Source organism: Geodermatophilus sp. SYSU D00758 (assembly GCF_054049955.1).
Genome location: NZ_JBJGYK010000054.1, coordinates 1 through 16,871 on the forward strand (window position 1 = coordinate 1; position 16,871 = coordinate 16,871).

Sequence of the window (16,871 nt, forward strand, 5' to 3'; positions counted from 1 at the left end):
CCGCTGACGGCCGGGGCCGGCCGGTGCGCACCGGCCGGCCCCGGCCGTCAGCGGGCCCGGTCGACCGGGGAGGTGCCGGCCGACCGGAGCACCTGCTCGGGCAGCAGCCCGGTCTCCACGAGCTCGCGCAGCTCCCGGTCGGCCGCGGCCCGGGTGAAGGTCCGGGCCTGCAGGACGCGGAGCGTGCGCCCGTTCTGCCCGGACCGCCGGTCGAGCTCGTCGAGCCGGCCGACCGCCTCCCGCTCCCACCGGGCGAAGGTGGCACGGGACTCCTCGACGGTCTCCCGGCGGACCGCGGGGACGTCGTCGAACGCAGCGAACGCCTCCCCGGTGCGCCGCGCGGCCAGCCGCCGGGCGGTGGCCTCCGCGTAGGCCAGCTCGTCGGGATCGGCACCCGGCGGGCGGGGCAGCCGCTCCACCAGCCGGCGGGTCAGCCGCTCGAGCCCGCCGGAACGCCGCTGCCGGGACGCGCCGAGCTCATGACCCCCGCCGCGCAGGGCGAGGTCGTCGATCTCGTCGTCCACCTCGTGCAGCAGGGTCCGGGTGACCGCCGGTGGCAGGAGCCCCTCGTCGCTGAGCTCCTGGTAGGTCCGCCGCTCGACGTGCAGGCCGCGGCCCACGACGATGCGGTGCTCCTCCTCCTCGTCCACGTCGAGCTCGGCGATCTCCCGCTGCGCCGCCTCCTCGACCTCGGCCAGCTCCTCCGCCGTCGTCCGGTCCGGCGCCGTCCCCAGGTCGGCCAGCCCGTCCCGTGCGGCCCGGACCGCGGACACCCGGGCCAGCGCCACCAGGTACCGGTCCGCCCGGCCGGGCCGATCGAGGCCGAGGCGGGAGACCAGCCAGCGGACGGTGGTCGCGTTGACCAGCAGCGTCACCAGCACCACCCCGCCGGTCAGGACGACGAGGAACTCCCGCCCGGCGAGCTCCTCCGGCAGCGCCAGGGCCAGCGCCAGCGCGACCCCGCCCCGCAGGCCACCCCAGACGAGCACGGCTTCGTTGCGCCAGCCGAGCCGGGGGATCCGGGCCACCCTCTCCAGCAGCCACACCAGGGGGACGACGGCCAGCACCCGGGCCGCCAGGACCACCAGGGCGGCGACGAGGACGGCGCCGAGGTCGTCGAGGAGGTCGCTCGGCCCGATCACCAGGCCGATGAGGAGGAAGAGGACGGCGTTGGCGACGTAGTCGAGCGCCTCCCACACCTGCTCCCACGTCTCCCGGACCTCGACCGAGGCCCGGCTGGGCGCCAGGCCGGAGAGGACCATCCCGGCGAGGGCGGTCGCCATGACCCCGGAGAAGCCCAGGACGGCGTCGGCGAGGACGAAGGAGCCGTACGCCACGGCCAGCGAGAGGCCGGCCGCCGGGAGCCGGCCGAGCCACGGCAGGGCGAGCGCGGCGAGCAGCCCGAGCAGGACCCCGATGACCGCCCCGCCGCCGAAGACCGCGACGAAGTCGGCGACCCCGCCGAGCAGGCTCGCCGGTTCCCCCAGTGCGACGTCCACCAGGATGGCGAAGAGCACGATCGCGACCCCGTCGTTGAGCAGGCTCTCGCCCTCGACCAGGGTCAGCAGCCGGCGGGGGACGCCCACCTCGCGGAAGACGGCGACCACCGCCACGGGGTCGGTCGCCGAGATGAGCGCGCCGAAGAGGAAGGCCGAGGCCAGCGCGGCCCCGAGGGCCCAGTGCAGGGTGACCCCGACGAGGACGGCGGAGACGAGGAACGCCAGTGTCGCCAGGACGAGGATCGGGCCCAGGTTCCGGACGAAGGCGCGCAGGTCCAGGCCGAGCGCGGCGGCGAAGACCAGCACGGGGAGGAAGAGGAAGACCACGACCTCCTCGAAGGCCTCCCCGCGCAGCTGGCCGATCCCGGGGGTGAGCCCGACGGCCGACGCCGCGAACCCCACGACCACGAGGACGACGCTGTGCGGCAGGCCCACCCGGCGGGCCACGAGCCCGAGGAGGACCGCCACCGTCAGGAGCCCGGACACCTCCAGCAGCAGCCGCGGCAGCTCCACCGACCCACCTCCGTCCCCACCACCCGGTGCGATCCGGTGCCGACCACGGTGGCACCGCGGAGCCGGCGCGGCACCCGCCGCGCCGGCGCGGGGCCGCCGTCAGGACGGGGCCGGGCCGCGGCGCCGCGGGGGGACCAGCGGCAGGTCCTGCGCGACCAGCTCGGCGCGCACCCGGTCGGCCCGGCGCCGGCGCAGCGCGGCGCGCTCGCGCAGGACCGTCGCCAGCGCCGGGTTGGCCGCGGAGCGCGCCCGGCGCTCGAGCACCCGCGCGGTCTGCGTGTACACCACCAGGCGGCGCAGCTGCTCGACGATCTCCAGGCGCTCCTCGGAGGAGGGCCGGGGGCCGGTGGCGGGGCCGGCCCGTGGGTCCGGGAACTGCTCCGGGTGAGGATCTCCGACGCTCACGGTGGGTGCCTCCTCGCTGCAGGACGGCCTCGCCTGTCAGGTGTGGAGACGTACCCAGCCCGGCCGCATGACGCGACATCGTTCACTCCCCGGGTGCCCGCCGCGCCATGTCGTAGCTGGCGAGGACCTCGACCAGGAAGGCCGAGGCCGCGGCGGCGACGTCCCGCAGCTCGTCGGCCGGGGTGTCCTGCAGCACCTCGGCGAGCACCTCGTGGTGGACCCCCACGACCTCCAGCAGGCTCCGGCCCGCGGCCAGGGCGCCCCGCCCCATGCGGTACCCGGCGTCGAGCGAGGACTCCTCCCGCCGGGCGAGGTAGCGCAGGAACGAGGCGCGGTAGTCGCGCAGCAGGGCCTCGTGCCGGGCGGTCACGCCCGGGTGGCCGGCGGACCGGCCAGGCGGCGGTCGAGGTCCGCGAGCCCCTCCTCGAGGTCGAGCGCCGTCGCCACCGACCCGGTGTCCATCCCGAGCTCCACCATGGCGAAGGCGACGTCGGGCTGGATGCCGACGACGACGGTGGCGGCGCCGCGCAGCCGGGCCATCTCGGCGATGTCACGGAGGGTCCGCGTCCCGAAGGAGTCGAGCACGTCGAGGGCGGCGACGTCGATGACGACGCCGCGCGCCCGGTCGGCGCCGATCCGCTCGACGAGGTCCCGCTGGAAGCGCACCAGCTGCGAGTCGTCCAGGGCGGTGTGGACGGAGGCGATCAGGTAGGGCCCCTGCCGGAGGATGGAGAACAGCCGGGGTCTGCTCATGGGGTGCCCGTCCCCGGATCACCCCGGGACACCGAGTACCCGAGCAGCCGTTCGGCCTCCTCGAGACCCCCCTGCAGGTCGCCGATGGTGTTCATCTTCGACAGGTCCACCCCGATGGTGACCAGCGTCTGGGCGATGTCGGGGGACAGCCCGGTGATGATGACGCTGGCGCCCATGAGCCGTGACGCGTCGACGGTCCGCACGAGGTGGTCGGCGACCTGCTCGTCGACGTCCGGGACGCCGGTGATGTCGATGACGACCACCTTCGCCCGGTGGGTGCGGATGCCCGTGAGGAGCTGGACGGTCACCTGCCGGGCCCGCTCCCGGTCGAGGACCCCGATGATCGGCAGGATGAGCAGCCGCTCCCGCACCGGCAGCACCGGCGTCGACAGCTCGCGGATGGAGTCCTGCTGCTGGCGGATGACCCGCTCGCGCTCGTCGACGAAGCTGACCGCCACGGTGTTCGCGATGCGGTTGGCGGCCGGCTCGTAGGCGTCGAGGACCCGGTTGAGCAGCGGGAAGTCGCCCTGGTACTTCTCGAACAGCGAACGGGCGAGGACGTCGCGCAGCAGCAGCACGATGCCGACCACCTCGTGGGTCTCCACGCCCCGGGGGATGATGCGCTCGGAGAGGTCGCGGGCGTAGTGCTGCAGCGCCTCGACGCTGCCCGTCTCGAGGACCTCGACGTAGTTGTCGTAGACCATGGTGGTCTCCGCGGCCGTCTCCTGCGCGGTCATGGCCTGCAGCAGGTGCGCTCCCTGGATGCGGTTCACCCACTCCTGCTGGAGCCGGGTCCGGTGCTCGCGCAGGTGCGCGACGAGCTGGGGGAGCAGCACGTCCTCGTCGGTTCGGGTCGTCGTCCGGGACTCGGTCACGCGCGCGTCCTCCGTCATCGCTCTCCCCGCCACTTGGTCATGGTCACGGTCGTGCCGCGACCGGGCTCCGACGTCACGGTGAACTCGTCGACGAGCCGCCGTGCTCCCGGGAGGCCGAGCCCGAGCCCCCGGTAGGTGCTGTAGCCCTCCCGCATCGCCTGCTCGACGTCCGGGATGCCCGGGCCGGAGTCCTGCGCCACGATCCGGACGCCGGCCCGCGGCTCGGTCAGCTCCTCGAAGACCACCTCGCCGCCGTCGGTGAAGCGGACGACGTTCCGGGAGATCTCCGAGACGGCGGTCGCCAGGAGCGTCACGTCGGTCGGCCCGAACCCCAGCCGGGTGGCGAGGTCGCGGGCGGCCTGCCGGGCGGCGACGACGTCGGCGTCGACCCGCACGGGCACGCGGACCTCGTCGCGGGGGCGAGCCCGCTCCAGCAGCGGGCCGCTGATGCCCCGGCACAGCTCGCACTCGAGCAGGTGGCGGGAGGCGTCCACCTCCCGCTGCCGCCGCCGGTCGCCGCCGGAGAGGGCGAGCAGGACCGGGCGGCACCGGTCGGTGGCCGGCTCGGCCCGTGCGGCGACCAGCAGGTACTCGACGCGCAGGCGGGCCCGGGTGCGGTTGAGCTGCGCGGCGACCGCCCCGGCGGTCGAGCCGAGCTCCGCGGCCAGCGACCGCGTGTCCCGCCCGCCGACCTCGTGGGCCAGCAGCGTCTGCCGGTCCCGTTCGGGCAGCCGGGCCAGGGCCTGCGCGAGGGCGGCGCGGTCCTCCTCGACGAGGACGTCCGCGTCGGCGGCCTCGGGGGGCAGGAGGTCGACGACGCGGTGCTGGTTGCGGCGGTGCCGGTCCTGGTCCCGCCACATCGAGGCCACCACGTTGCGCGCCGTGGTGATGGCGTAGGGGACGAGCGTCTCGGGCGCGACCCGCCCGGCCGCGGCGAGGACCCGGGCCAGCGTCTCCTGGACCAGGTCGTCGGCGGTGGCCGGGTCGGCGACGCGGGCGGCCACGACGCGGCGGACGACGGGGAGGAGCGCCGCCACGTCCGGCGCCGTTCCTCCCGGTCCGTCCCCGTCCGCGGGTTCGACCGCCGCCACCGGCCGAACCTACGCCCGGGGACGCGCCGGTGCGACACGCCGGGACACGGGCGGGGTGGACGCCGTGGCGCGTGCGGCATGACGCGGCCGCGGTGCACGCGGGAGGGTGCCGTCCGGTGCCTCCGCCGCACAGGACGGGTCTCCCGGTCCCGGGCCACCCGGTCCCCGGCCTCGTCATGCCCGGGCGGGGTCCCCGTCTCCACGGTGCGAGGCCGCACGAGCCCCGGCGACGGCGCCGGGGTCGGGGCGGCCGGGACGAGGAGGAATCCCATGAACAGCACGTGGACCCGGCGGGCGCTCGTGCCCGTCTTCGCGGGCGCGGCCGTCCTGGCCGCCGCGACCCCCGCCGCCGCCCAGCAGCAGGACGGCCTGGTCAACGTCGTCGTCGGGGACGTCACGATCCTCGAGGACGTCAGGGTCGCCCTCGCCGCGCAGGTGGCGGCCCAGATCTGCGGCACGAACGTCGGGCCGGTCGCCGTCCTGGGCCGCGCCGTCGACCGCGGCGGGGACACCGAGACGGTCTGCGAGTCCGACCAGGGGCCGGTGACCATCGAGCAGAACTGACGGTCCGAGAACGCCCTGACCCCGCGCCGGTCCGCGGCTCCCCCCGGCTGCGGGGTGCGGGGTCGGGGTCCTCCGTGCCCGGGTGGTGCGCAACCGCACCACCCGGGCACGCCACCGTGGCGTTGCAGGAGGCCGGCGCGGGCCGACCGGCAGCCCGGCACCGGCCGCCAACTCGCAGGTGGTGCCCAGCGCCCTGCCAGCGCCTCGGCCCAGGCTCGGGTCATGACCGCCGCAGCACTGCTCGACCCGGCACTGTCCCCGCCCGTCCCCGGACCGTTCCCCGGCACGGCGACCGGGCGACGGCCGCAGGCCCTGGCGCTCCGCTCGGCCGCGGCCTCGGTCGCGCGGGCCGGGCGCGCGGACCAGGACGCCGGCTGCGCGGGCGGCTCGCTGCTGGCGGTCGCCGACGGGGTCGGGGGCGCGGCCGGGGGCGCGACCGCCTCCGCGGTGGTCATCCGCGCCCTGGCCGGCCTGCCCGTGGGGGAGGAGCGGGCCCACGGGCTGCGCCGGGCGGTCCGGACCGCGAACGGCCGGCTCGGCGCGGTCGAGAAGGCCCGGCCGGAGCTGCACGGCATGGCCACCACGCTCACCGCGCTGGCGATGGACCCGGACGGCCGCGCCGCGGTCGCCCACGTGGGGGACTCCCGGGCCTACCTGTGGCGGGCCGGGGGCCTCTCGCGGCTGACCGCCGACCAGACGGTGGCGCAGGCGCTGGTGGACGCAGGCGTCCTCCCGGAGGAGCGGGCCGCCGCCCACCCCCTGCGCTCGGTGCTGGTGTCCGCGCTGCACGGCGCCGATGCCGATCTGGGGGAGATGGTGGTCAGCACCGTGCGGCTGGCGCCGGGCGACCGGTTGCTGCTGTGCACCGACGGTCTGTCCGGCTCCGTGCACCCCGACCTGCTGACCCGGGTCCTGCGGGAGGAGGAGCAGCCCGGCGCGGCCGCCGTCCGCCTGCTGCGGGCGGCCCTGGCCTGCGGCAGCAGGGACGACGTCACCGCCGTCGTCGCGCACGTCGAGGAGCGCGACCGCGACGTGAGCGGCGCGCCGGTGCAGACGGTTGGGGCCGCGGCGCCCGGCTGGGGCTGACCGCGGGAAACCACCCGGAGGGGTGGGTTTCGCTACCCGGCGTGCACGCTTGGGGATGTCATCGTGACGCCGTGCCCGCCCTCGCCGTCCTCACCGGGGTCGCCGCGCTGCTCGGCCTGGCCGCCGGGGTGGCGGTCGACCGCGCCGCCGCCCGCTTCCCCTGGGCGCCCTCCCGGCGGGGAACCCCGCGATCACGGCGCGCGGGACGCGACACGCCGATCCTCACCGGTGTGTCGGCTCCCGGACTTCATGATCGCGGGAGAGGGGACGTCGAAGGCCCGGTGGCGGCCACGGCGGTGCGTCCCCACCTGGTCCTGCTGACCGCGGCGCTGTGCGGGCTGACCGCCTGGCGGTTCGGGGGATCCGCCGAGCTGCCGGCCTTCCTCGTGCTGGCGGTCTCCGGCGTGCTGCTGGCCGCGATCGACCTGCGGCACCGGCTCCTGCCCAACCGGGTGGTGTTCCCGACGCTGGCCGCGGGCGTCGTCCTGCTCACCGGGGCGGCCGCGGTTGCGGGGGAGTGGCCGGCGCTGCTGCGGGCCCTGCTGGCGGGCGCGGCGGTGTTCGGCGTCCTGCTCGGGATGGCCCTGGTCTCCCCGGCGGGCATGGGGATGGGCGACGTCAAGCTCGGCGCCGTCCTGGGGCTGTACCTCGGGTGGCTGGGCTGGCCGCACGTCGTCCTCGGGCTGTTCGCCGGGTTCGCGGTCCAGGCCGTCCTGGCGCTGGCCCTGCTGGTCGTCCGCCGGATCGGCCTGCGCAGCGAGCTGCCCTTCGGCCCGGCGCTGCTGCTGGGCACCGGCTTGGTGGTCCTGGCGCCGCTCGTCACCTGAGAGCGCCAATCGCTCACTCTCGGTGATAACCCGGTCCGGTGGACGCCGGACCGGGGGAGCGTTGTCCGTGGACGGGGTGAAGGACCCTCAAGTCCCGGGCCCTTCTGTTCGACGGGGATCGCAGCGCCGTGTCAGGCCGGGTCGACCGACCCGGACCGGCGGCCCGTCCCCACAGGAGAGAACCGTGCTCAACCCGTTCGCCACCCTCGCCACCCTCGTCTCCCTCGCCCAGGACCGCGTCCGCCGCGAGGAGAAGGGCGCCACCGCCGTCGAGTACGGCCTGCTGGTCGGCCTGATCGCCGTCGTGATCATCGTCGCCGTCCAGGCCCTGGGTGTGGAGCTCGACGCGCTGTTCGACGCGATCGTCACCGCTCTCCCCTGATCCGTTCGGGGCCGCGGTGCGGGCGACGGGGGCCGGCAGGGTTGCCACCCCCGTCGCCTGCGGCACGTCCCGCACCGGCAGCACCGTGAGACCACCAGCAGATCCGGCAGAGGGAGGGGACATGCGACGACTGCGTTCGGAGCGGGGGGCGTCGGCGGTGGAGTTCGCCTTCATCGTGCCGCTGCTCATCGTCCTCGTCCTCGGCATCGCCGAGTTCGGACGCGCCTTCCAGGTGCAGGGGACGCTCACGGCCGCTGCCCGCGAGGGGGCCCGAGCCATGGCTCTGCAGAACGACCGGGCCCTCGCCCGGGCGGCCGTGCAGGACGCCGCCGCCTCCTTGGATCCCGCCGTCACCAGCGCTCAGATCGCCATCACGCCGACGTCCTGCCCGGTCACCGTCACCGGGGCCGGCACCACCAACGTCGAGGTCACGATCAGCTACCCCATGCCGTACCTCACCGGCTTCTTCGGCTCGACAGTCCAGCTCACCGGAACGGGGGTCATGCGGTGCAACGGCTGACCTCGCCTCTCCTCCGACGAACCCGCCACCACAGAGGGGAGCGGGGCGCCTCCGCGGTGCTCATCTCCCTGCTCATGGTGCCGATGCTGGGCTTTGCCGCCATCGCGGTGGACGTCGGCGCCCTCTACGCGGAACGGTCCCGGCTCCAGGTGGCCGCCGACGCGGCCGCCCTCGCGGTGGCTGCCGACTGCGCCCGCGGCGCCTGCGGGGACATGCAGGCCACGGCGCAGAGCCTGGTGGACGCCAACATCGAAGCGGCCATCGCGGAGCCGCCGGTCCTGGTCGGCCACCCGTCGCGGGTCACCGTCACCGGCAGCTCGCCGGAGCAGCACTGGTTCGCCCCGGTCATCGGGCACGACTCGACCCAGATCTCCGCCACCGCCACCGTCGCCTGGGGGGCACCCGGCGCCGGGACGGCGGTCCTGCCGCTGACCTTCTCGTGGTGCGAGTTCGTCCAGCAGACCGGCGGGGGACTGCCCTCCACCGAGGTCCCGCGGACCATCTACTTCACCAAGACCTCCAACACCGTCGGCTGCACCGGCCCGTCGGAGAACATCGTCCCCGGCGGGTTCGCCTACCTCGACACGCCGCCGGACGAGTGCGAGGCCGCGAGCGCCCGGAACGAGCGGTCGTACTCGTCCACGGGGAACACCCCGCCGTCGGTCTGCACGCCGGCCTACCTGAACTCCTGGGTGGGGCACACCGTGCTGCTCCCGCTCTTCGACGACTCCGGGGACCAGGGCACCAGCGCCTGGTACCGGGTCTTCGGCTACGCGGCCTTCCACATCACCGGCTTCCACTTCGGCGGCCAGTTCAGCACCGACTTCAAGCCGTGCACGGGCAACCAGCGCTGCGTCTCGGGGTACTTCACCCGTTTCGTCGAGCTGGACGACGCCTTCACCGCCGACCCGGACGCCCCGCAGCTCGGGGCCTCGATCCTCCGACTCATCCGATAGGGGCGCCTTCCCGTGAGACGTCGACTCCTCGCCGCATTCGCGGCACTCCTGCTCGCCGGCGGCGGCGCCGTCGTGCTGCTCGCCTACGTGCGGGACGCGGACAGCCGGGCTCTCGCCGGCGTCCGGACCGTGGAGGTGCTGGTCGTGGACCAGCCGGTCCCGGCCGGCACCCCCGCCGGGGAGCTCGCCGCGCTGGTGCGCACCGAGCCCCTCCCGGCCAAGGCGGCCGTCGAGGGGCGGGTCACCGACCTGGCCGACCTGGAGGGACAGGTCGCCGCCGTCGACCTGCAGCCCGGCGAGCAGCTGCTCAGCAGCCGGTTCTCCCGTCCCGACGACCTCCAGGTCCCAGGAACGGTCGCCGCACCCGAGGGGACGTCCGAGGTGAGCATCCTGCTCGAGCCGCAGCGCGCGGTCGGTGGCCGGCTGGCCGCGGGCGACGAGATCGGCGTGTATGTCTCGATGACCCTCGAGAACGACGCCGGCAAGACCGTCGGCGTCACGCACGCGACCCTGCACGGCGTGCTCGTCACCCAGGTGCAGGGCGCCCCGGGACCCGCGGCCGAGGAGGGGACCGAGACCGCCTCCTCCGGAGGGGCCGCGCCGACGGAGAGCCTGCTCGTCACCGTGGCCGTGCCGGCCCGGGACGCCGAACTCGTGGTCTTCGGCATGGAGCACGGGACGATCTGGCTGTCGCTGGAGCCCGAGGGCGCGGACAGCTCCGGCACCAAGGTCGTCACCCAGGGCAACGTCTACGGCGACCTGCTCGCCGCCCTGGGCGTCAGCGGGGGGTCGGCCAAGTGAGCCGGGTGATCCTCGCCGGGGCCGACGACGACCTCCGCCACCGGGTCCTGCTCGCCGTGGACGGCGACGTCCACGCGCTGCCACCGGGACGGCTGCCGGCCGACCCCGCGCGCCTGTTCGAGCAACTGGTCGACGGGGAACTGCCCGACGTCCTGCTCATCGGTCCGGAGGCCACCCCCCAGGAGGCCCTGACCCTGGCCGCCCGGCTCGACGTCCAGTGGCCCGGGATCAGCGTGGTCACCATCGCCGACCCGTCGCCGGAGATGATGCAGGCCGCCATGCGGTCCGGCGTCCGCGACCTGCTGCCGCCCTCGGCCGACCCGGCGGAGATCCGCGCCGCCGTGGAGCGGGCCGCCGCGGCCGCGGAGGGGCGGCGACGCGTGCTGCGGCCGGTCGAGGAGACGGCTCGCTACACCGGCCGGGTCATCACCATCGCCTCGCCGAAGGGTGGAGTGGGCAAGACGACCGTGTCGACCAACCTGGCCGTCGGCCTGGCGGCGGTCGCCCCCCAGTCGACGGTCATCGTCGACCTGGACGTGCAGTTCGGGGACGTGGCCTCCGCGCTCGGCCTGCAGCCGGAGTACACGCTGCCCGACGCCGTCCACGGCCCGGCCAGCGAGGACACGATGGTCCTCAAGACGTTCCTCACCCAGCACCCGAGCGGGCTGTACGCGGTCTGCGGGTCGGACTCGCCGGCCGCCGGCGACACGGTCACCGCGGATGACGTCAGCCGGCTGCTCGCGGCCCTGGCCCGGGAGTTCCGGTACGTGGTGGTCGACACGGCGCCGGGCCTGTCCGAGCAGACGCTGGCGGCGATCGACCGGGCCACCGACGTGGTGCTGCTGTCCAGCATGGATGTGCCCGGGGTGCGCGGGCTGCGCAAGGAGATCGACGTCCTCGGGGAGCTGTCCATGATCCCGGCGGGCCGGCACGTGGTCATGAACTTCGCCGACGCCAAGGGCGGCCTGGCCGTGCGGGACGTCGCGGCTGCGATCGGCACCGGTATCGACGTCGTCCTGCCCCGGTCCGCGGTCGTGCCGATCTCCACCAACACGGGGGTGCCGGTGCTGATCAGCGGCGGGCGGGACCCGATCGTGAAGGAGCTGCGCAACCTGGTGTCCCGGTTCGCCGCGACGCCGATCGTCCGCCCGGGCCGCTACCGGGCCAAGCACCGGGCGGCGTCGTGAACCTCATGCACCGGCTGGAGGCGGCCCGCGGCCGGACCACCTCGGCCCCCGATCCGATCGACCCGCTCCCGGCTGCAGAGCCCCCCGCCCTCCCCACTGCCCGGGTGCCGTCCCAGTCGGCGAAGCCGGTCCAGACCACGAAGACCCCGGCCCTGCCGGCTGTTCCCGTGGCACCGCCGACGGACGCGCTGTCCCGGTTGAAGGACCGGGTGGCCAAGGCGCTGTTCGACCGGATGGGCGCCCGGATGAACGACCCGTCGCTGTCCGAGGAGCAGCTGCGCGGCATCGTCCTCGCCGAGCTCGACGAGGTCGTCGACGAGGAGAAGGTGCCGCTGTCGGCCGACGAGCGCGTGCGGCTGACCGCCGAGCTGGCCGACGACGTGCTGGGCTTCGGCCCGCTGCAGCGGCTGCTCGACGATCCGACGGTCACCGAGATCATGTGCAACGGCCCGGAGATGGTCTACGTCGAGCAGAGCGGCAAGCTGGTCCGCAGCGCTGCCCGGTTCACCTCCGAGGAGCACCTGCGGCGGGTGATCGACCGGATCGTGTCCAAGGTCGGACGGCGGATCGACGAGTCCAGCCCGATGGTCGACGCCCGGCTGGCCGACGGCTCCCGCGTCAACGCCATCATCCCGCCGTTGGCGTTCAGCGGGTCGACGCTGACCATCCGCAAGTTCTCCAAGGACCCGTTCGGCGTGGACGACCTCATCGGCTTCGGCACGCTGAGCCCCGAGATGGCCGAGCTGCTGCACGCCTGCGTCGAGGCCCGGCTCAACATCATCGTCTCCGGCGGTACCGGCACCGGGAAGACCACGCTGCTCAACGTGCTCTCGTCCTTCATCCCGGAGGGGGAGCGGATCGTCACCATCGAGGACGCCGTCGAGCTCCAGCTCCAGCAGGACCACGTCGTCCGCCTGGAGTCCCGGCCGCCCAACATCGAGGGCAAGGGCGCGATCACCATCCGCGACCTGGTGCGCAACAGCCTGCGGATGCGGCCGGACCGCATCGTCGTGGGGGAGTGCCGCGGCGGCGAGTCGCTGGACATGCTGCAGGCGATGAACACCGGCCACGACGGCTCGCTGTCGACGGTGCACGCCAACTCCCCGCGCGACGCGATCGCCCGGCTGGAGACCCTCGTGCTCATGGCCGGCATGGACCTGCCGCTGCGGGCCATCCGCGAGCAGATCGCCTCGGCGGTGGACGTCGTCGTCCAGCTGACCCGGCTGCGGGACGGCACCCGGCGGGTCACCCACGTCACCGAGGTGCAGGGCATGGAGGGCGAGACCGTCACCCTGCAGGACGCCTTCCTGTTCGACTACTCCGCCGGCGTCGACGCCACGGGCCGGTTCCTGGGCAAGCCGGTGCCGACCGGGGTGCGGCCGCGGTTCACTGACCGCTTCACCGAGCTGGGCATCCAGGTCTCCCCGGCCGTCTTCGGCACCCCCCAACCCTCGGGGACCCGGCGGGGGTGGGCGTGATGACGCCGGCGCTCCTCCTGCTCGGCGGCTCGATCGGTGTCGCCGGTGCTCTCTACCTCTCCGCCGTCGCCGTGCTGCCTCAGGCCCCACCCCGCGTCCCCCTGAGCCGGGTCGACCCGACCGCTGCCCCGCCGACCTCGGCGCTGGCCGGCGCGGGTGCGATCGCGCAGGGTGCCGTCGGCCGGTTGCTCGAGCGCCGTGGCCGCACGGCATCGGGTGCCGCCGCCCTCGAGCGGGCGGGGATCCGGCTGGCCCTGCCGGAGTTCGTCCTGCTCGTCGGGCTCGCGACGGTGGTCACCGGGCTGCTCGGGCTGGTGCTCGCCGGAGTCCTCGGCGGGCTCTTGGCCGTCGTCGTGGTGCCGTTCGGCGCCAAGCTCCTGCTCGGGTTCCGCGCGGGCCGGCGGCAGGCGAAGTTCGCCGACCAGCTGGACGACTCCCTCCAGCTCATGGCCAGCAGCCTGCGTGCCGGCCACAGCATCCTGCGCGCCGTGGACAGCGTCGCCACCGAGGCCGAGGCGCCCACCTCCGAGGAGTTCGCCCGCATCATCAACGAGACCCGGGTGGGCCGGGACCTCGGCGACGCCCTCGACGAGGTGGCCGCCCGGATGGGCAGCGAGGACTTCACCTGGGTCGCCCAGGCCATCGCCATCCAGCGGGAGGTCGGCGGCAACCTGGCCGAGGTCCTCGACCAGGTGGGTCACACCATCCGCGAGCGCAACGCCATCCGCCGTCAGGTCAAGGCCCTGGCGGCCGAGGGGAAGCTGTCGGCCATCGTCCTCATGGCCCTGCCCGTCGGCGTCACCGCGTTCCTGTCGATGACCAACCCCGCCTACCTGGCCAAGTTCACCCAGAGCACGACCGGCTACGTCATGATCGGCATCGCCGTGCTCATGATGGTGGCCGGCGGCTTCTGGATGAAGAAGACCGTGGCGATCCGGTTCTGATGACTGCGCTGCCTCCCACCGTCGTCGCGGCCACCGCTGCCGTCGCCCTCGCCGTCCCCCTGGTGGGCTGGGCCCTGCTGGCCCGTCCCGGCGCGGCCTCCCGCCAGACCCTGGCCAACCTCTCCCGCGGGCTCGACGTCCCCGTCGAAGCACGGGCCGGCGACCGGGCCGGCCGGGGCCCAGGCGCCCGTCTGGTGAAGAGCCTCACCCCTGCCGGCACGGTCGCGCGCCTCAACCGGCTGGCCGGCACCGCCGGGCGCCCGGCGGCCTGGCCGGTGCACCGGCTGGTGGCCGCCAAACTGGTCCTCGCCGCCATCGCGGGAACCCTCGGACTGCTGGTCGCCACCGGGCGCCCCACCCCCGTGACGATCCTGATCGCCGTCGGCACCACGGTCGTGGCCTACTTCCTGCCGGAGATCCTGCTGCACAGCCGAGGCCAGGAACGGCAGCAGGTGATCGCCCTCGAGCTGGCCGACACCCTCGACCAGATGACCATCGCGGTCGAGGCCGGGCTCGGGTTCGAGGCGGCCATGGCCCGCGCCGGCAAGAACGGCAAGGGGGCCCTGGCCCAGGAGCTGGTGCGCACCCTGCAGGACATCGCCGTGGGCCAGCCGCGGCGGGAGGCCTACCTGGCCCTGGCCGAGCGCAACGGCGTCCCCGACCTCCGGAGGTTCATCCGCGCCGTCGTCCAGGCCGACGCCTACGGGGTGTCCATCGCCGACGTGCTGCGCACCCAGGCGCAGGAGATGCGGCTCAAGCGACGCCAGCGGGCCGAGGAGAAGGCCATGCAGATCCCGGTCAAGGTGATCTTCCCGCTGATCCTCTGCATCCTGCCGACCCTGTTCATCGTGCTGCTGGGCCCGGCCGCGATGGACATCGTCAACGCGTTCGGCGGCTGACCGGCCGCAACCCGCCACCGGGCGGCGTCCCCATACGGGGGCGCCGCCTGTGTGCATTCCCCGGCCCTCAGCGCAGCCCTCACCCCTTGCGCCGCGCCAGCCGCGGCGGCAGGAGTCCTCGGGCGCCGCTCCTGCGGGGCGCCGCCCGAGGCGTGCCCGGGGTCGGCCTGCGCCTGGTGGAGGCCGTGCACGACGCTCGGGTTGTCACCCACAGTGATTCAGGTCTGCCTCGCAGGGGGCAGATCGTGTCACCCACACGGTCGAACCCCCCTTCCGCACCGTTTCGCGGTCACCCAGAGTCATCGCTGTCGCGACGGCGGGCCACTCGGTCCGACCCGGTTCGGCGCAACGGGGGGAGAACCCATCATGCAGAGCCTCTTCGCCACCCTGGCCACCCTGGCCTCCTTCGCCCAGGACCGCGTCCGCAGCGAGGAGAAGGGCGCCACCGCCGTCGAGTACGGCCTCCTGGTCGGCCTCATCGCGGTCGTGATCATCGTCGCCGTCCAGGCGCTCGGCGTGGAGCTGGACGCGCTGTTCGACGCGATCGTGACCGCCCTGCCGTGACCCGGACCGGGTGACCGTCGCGGGCGGCGGGGACCGGCACCAGCCGGACCCCGCCGCCCGCGGCGCTCCCGGACCCAGCAACGCCAGAGCACGACGACGACAGCAGAACAGCGGGCGATGGAGGGGGAACCATGCGGGGACTGCGTTCGGAGCGCGGAGCGGCGGCGGTGGAGTTCGCACTGGTGCTGCCCGTCCTGTTGATCCTGGCGCTCGGGATCGTGGAGTTCGGCCGGGCCTTCCAGACCCAGGCCACGCTCGCCGCTGCCGCCCGGGAGGGCGTGCGGATCCTGGCGCTCAAGGACGACTCGGCGGAGGCCATCCAGGCCGCCCAGGACGTCAGCACATCTCTCGACCCCGGCCTGACCAGCGGCAACATCACGCCGATCGCCTGCGGCGGAGGGGACACCGCCACGGTCAGGATCACGTACACCCAGACCTTCATGACCGGGCTCTTCGGCCCGGGAATCCCCCTGACTGCCGAGGGAGTCATGCGATGCCACGGCTGAGCCTGCGCCGGCGTCTCGGCGAGGAGCGCGGTGCCACCGCCGTCATGGTGGCGGTCCTGATGGTCCCGCTGGTCGGCTTCGCCGCCCTCGCGGTCGACGTCGCCGCCGTCTACTCCGAGCGCGTCCAGCTGCAGAGCGGCGCCGACGCCGCCGCGCTGGCCATCGGCCACGACTGCGCGGAGGGCCTCGCCTCGTGCGCTGCCTACCAGTCGACGGCCGTCGACCTGACCGACGCCAACCACGATCCGGACGGCTCCGTGCACGGCACGCCGGTGGTGGACCTGGACCTGGCCGGCAGGGAGGTCACCGTCACCAACCCCGGCACGCAGAACCACTGGTTCGCCCCCGTCCTGGGCGAGGACTCCACCGACGTGACCGCCAGCGCCACCGTCCGCTGGGGCGGGCCCGGTGGGGGGACGGCCGTCCTCCCGCTCGCCTTCTCGTGGTGCGCCTTCGAGTTGCAGACCGGTGGTGGGGTGCCCTCCACCGAGGTCGAGCAGGTCATCCACTTCACGAAGACCGACGAGAAGAACCCGCAGCACCCGGTGCCGCAAGTGTGCACGGGGCCCTCGAACCTCGAGGTGCCCGGAGGCTTCGCCTGGCTGGACACCGACCCCGGCACCTGCGGCGCGACGACGAGCGTCGACGGGATAGCCGAGTCGTCGACCGGCAACAGCGTGCCCTCGGACTGCACGGCGGCCTACCTCGCCGGCCTCGTCGGCGAGACCGTCCTCCTGCCGCTCTTCGATGACGAGGGCGGCACCGGGGCCAACGCCTGGTACCAGATCTACGGCTACGCCGCCTTCACGATCACCGGCTACGACTTCGGCAGCCCCGCCTACCAGGTCGGCCCGAAGGCCTGTGGCTACACGGGTGGAGGTGCCGGTGCTGTCCGGTGCATCACCGGCTTCTTCACCAAGTACGTCGACTCGACCGACGAGTTCGAGTACGACCCGACAGCGCCGGATCTCGGCGGGCGCGTCGTCCAACTGGTCGCCTGAACCGGCCGACCACATCTCTG

The 16,871-nt window shown here is 74.5% G+C and carries 20 protein-coding genes; 14 read left to right on the forward strand and 6 right to left on the reverse strand.

Features of this window, described 5'->3' with window-relative positions; genetic code table 11:
- Positions 1-47: 47 nt before the first annotated feature.
- The 6 genes from ACI8AC_RS22980 to ACI8AC_RS23005 form a co-directional block, all read right to left on the reverse strand.
- On the reverse strand, positions 48-2,012 hold the full coding sequence (locus ACI8AC_RS22980; protein ID WP_456900170.1) for a cation:proton antiporter: 1,965 nt from the start codon (positions 2,010-2,012) through the stop codon (positions 48-50).
- A 99-nt stretch (positions 2,013-2,111) separates the two neighbouring features.
- Entirely contained in the window at positions 2,112-2,417 is a 306-nt protein-coding gene (locus ACI8AC_RS22985; protein WP_456900171.1) for a hypothetical protein, read from the reverse strand.
- 82 nt (positions 2,418-2,499) lie between these two features.
- Positions 2,500-2,787, reverse strand: a complete 288-nt coding sequence (locus ACI8AC_RS22990; protein ID WP_456900172.1) for a phosphatase RsbU N-terminal domain-containing protein — start codon at positions 2,785-2,787, stop codon at positions 2,500-2,502.
- The gene (locus ACI8AC_RS22995; RefSeq protein ID WP_456900173.1) at positions 2,784-3,170 is read right to left on the reverse strand and encodes an STAS domain-containing protein; all 387 of its coding nucleotides are present in this window, start codon (positions 3,168-3,170) and stop codon (positions 2,784-2,786) included. Before ACI8AC_RS22995 ends, ACI8AC_RS22990 begins: the two co-directional genes overlap by 4 nt.
- Positions 3,167-4,045, reverse strand: coding sequence for an STAS domain-containing protein (locus ACI8AC_RS23000; protein ID WP_456900174.1), 879 nt, complete (start codon positions 4,043-4,045; stop codon positions 3,167-3,169). The genes ACI8AC_RS22995 and ACI8AC_RS23000 overlap by 4 nt, the downstream gene beginning before the upstream one ends.
- A 14-nt stretch (positions 4,046-4,059) precedes the next feature.
- Entirely contained in the window at positions 4,060-5,082 is a 1,023-nt protein-coding gene (locus ACI8AC_RS23005; RefSeq protein WP_456900175.1) for a sigma-70 family RNA polymerase sigma factor, read from the reverse strand.
- Positions 5,083-5,406: 324 nt separating this feature from the next.
- On the opposite strand from ACI8AC_RS23005, the gene ACI8AC_RS23010 reads away from it, so the two are divergent.
- The 14 genes from ACI8AC_RS23010 (at position 5,407) to ACI8AC_RS23075 (ending at position 16,851) form a co-directional block, all read left to right on the forward strand.
- The gene (locus ACI8AC_RS23010; RefSeq protein ID WP_456900176.1) at positions 5,407-5,700 is read left to right on the forward strand and encodes a hypothetical protein; all 294 of its coding nucleotides are present in this window, start codon (positions 5,407-5,409) and stop codon (positions 5,698-5,700) included.
- Positions 5,701-5,922: 222 nt separating this feature from the next.
- On the forward strand, positions 5,923-6,786 hold the full coding sequence (locus ACI8AC_RS23015; protein WP_456900177.1) for a PP2C family protein-serine/threonine phosphatase: 864 nt from the start codon (positions 5,923-5,925) through the stop codon (positions 6,784-6,786).
- A gap of 71 nt (positions 6,787-6,857) precedes the next feature.
- Complete coding sequence (locus ACI8AC_RS23020) at positions 6,858-7,613, forward strand: prepilin peptidase (RefSeq protein WP_456900178.1); 756 nt, start codon at positions 6,858-6,860, stop codon at positions 7,611-7,613.
- A gap of 184 nt (positions 7,614-7,797) precedes the next feature.
- Entirely contained in the window at positions 7,798-7,995 is a 198-nt protein-coding gene (locus tag ACI8AC_RS23025; RefSeq protein WP_456900179.1) for a Flp family type IVb pilin, read from the forward strand.
- A 121-nt stretch (positions 7,996-8,116) separates the two neighbouring features.
- Positions 8,117-8,515, forward strand: a complete 399-nt coding sequence (locus ACI8AC_RS23030) for a TadE/TadG family type IV pilus assembly protein (RefSeq protein WP_456900180.1) — start codon at positions 8,117-8,119, stop codon at positions 8,513-8,515.
- A gap of 56 nt (positions 8,516-8,571) precedes the next feature.
- A complete protein-coding gene (locus ACI8AC_RS23035) occupies positions 8,572-9,471 on the forward strand; it encodes a pilus assembly protein TadG-related protein (protein ID WP_456900181.1) in 900 nt (299 codons plus the stop codon).
- A 12-nt stretch (positions 9,472-9,483) separates the two neighbouring features.
- Positions 9,484-10,272 carry a Flp pilus assembly protein CpaB gene (cpaB, locus tag ACI8AC_RS23040; protein ID WP_456900182.1) on the forward strand — a complete coding sequence of 263 codons (789 nt, stop codon included), beginning with the start codon at positions 9,484-9,486 and terminating at the stop codon, positions 10,270-10,272.
- Entirely contained in the window at positions 10,269-11,459 is a 1,191-nt protein-coding gene (locus ACI8AC_RS23045; protein ID WP_456900183.1) for an AAA family ATPase, read from the forward strand. Before cpaB ends, ACI8AC_RS23045 begins: the two co-directional genes overlap by 4 nt.
- Before the next feature lie 167 nt (positions 11,460-11,626).
- A complete protein-coding gene (locus tag ACI8AC_RS23050) occupies positions 11,627-12,937 on the forward strand; it encodes a CpaF family protein (protein ID WP_456900184.1) in 1,311 nt (436 codons plus the stop codon).
- On the forward strand, positions 12,937-13,881 hold the full coding sequence (locus tag ACI8AC_RS23055; protein WP_456900185.1) for a type II secretion system F family protein: 945 nt from the start codon (positions 12,937-12,939) through the stop codon (positions 13,879-13,881). Before ACI8AC_RS23050 ends, ACI8AC_RS23055 begins: the two co-directional genes overlap by 1 nt.
- Entirely contained in the window at positions 13,881-14,780 is a 900-nt protein-coding gene (locus tag ACI8AC_RS23060) for a type II secretion system F family protein (RefSeq protein WP_456900186.1), read from the forward strand. The genes ACI8AC_RS23055 and ACI8AC_RS23060 overlap by 1 nt, the downstream gene beginning before the upstream one ends.
- Before the next feature lie 366 nt (positions 14,781-15,146).
- Positions 15,147-15,344 (forward strand): Flp family type IVb pilin, encoded by a 198-nt coding sequence (locus tag ACI8AC_RS23065; RefSeq protein WP_456900187.1) that lies wholly within the window; start codon positions 15,147-15,149, stop codon positions 15,342-15,344.
- Positions 15,345-15,511: 167 nt separating this feature from the next.
- Positions 15,512-15,850 (forward strand): TadE/TadG family type IV pilus assembly protein, encoded by a 339-nt coding sequence (locus tag ACI8AC_RS23070; protein WP_456900188.1) that lies wholly within the window; start codon positions 15,512-15,514, stop codon positions 15,848-15,850.
- Positions 15,838-16,851, forward strand: coding sequence for a TadE/TadG family type IV pilus assembly protein (locus ACI8AC_RS23075; protein WP_456900189.1), 1,014 nt, complete (start codon positions 15,838-15,840; stop codon positions 16,849-16,851). The genes ACI8AC_RS23070 and ACI8AC_RS23075 overlap by 13 nt, the downstream gene beginning before the upstream one ends.
- The last annotated feature ends 20 nt before the right edge of the window (positions 16,852-16,871 follow it).

Bases quoted from the DNA above. Each gene is read 5' to 3' on its own strand.
- ACI8AC_RS22995 (WP_456900173.1), bottom strand. From the start codon at position 3,170: ATGAGCAGACCCCGGCTGTTCTCCATCCTCCGGCAGGGGCCCTACCTG.
- ACI8AC_RS23010 (WP_456900176.1), top strand. From the start codon at position 5,407: ATGAACAGCACGTGGACCCGGCGGGCGCTCGTGCCCGTCTTCGCGGGC.
- ACI8AC_RS23015 (WP_456900177.1), top strand. From the start codon at position 5,923: ATGACCGCCGCAGCACTGCTCGACCCGGCACTGTCCCCGCCCGTCCCC.
- ACI8AC_RS23030 (WP_456900180.1), top strand. From the start codon at position 8,117: ATGCGACGACTGCGTTCGGAGCGGGGGGCGTCGGCGGTGGAGTTCGCC.
- ACI8AC_RS23055 (WP_456900185.1), top strand. From the start codon at position 12,937: ATGACGCCGGCGCTCCTCCTGCTCGGCGGCTCGATCGGTGTCGCCGGT.
- ACI8AC_RS23060 (WP_456900186.1), top strand. From the start codon at position 13,881: ATGACTGCGCTGCCTCCCACCGTCGTCGCGGCCACCGCTGCCGTCGCC.
- ACI8AC_RS23065 (WP_456900187.1), top strand. From the start codon at position 15,147: ATGCAGAGCCTCTTCGCCACCCTGGCCACCCTGGCCTCCTTCGCCCAG.
- ACI8AC_RS23075 (WP_456900189.1), top strand. From the start codon at position 15,838: ATGCCACGGCTGAGCCTGCGCCGGCGTCTCGGCGAGGAGCGCGGTGCC.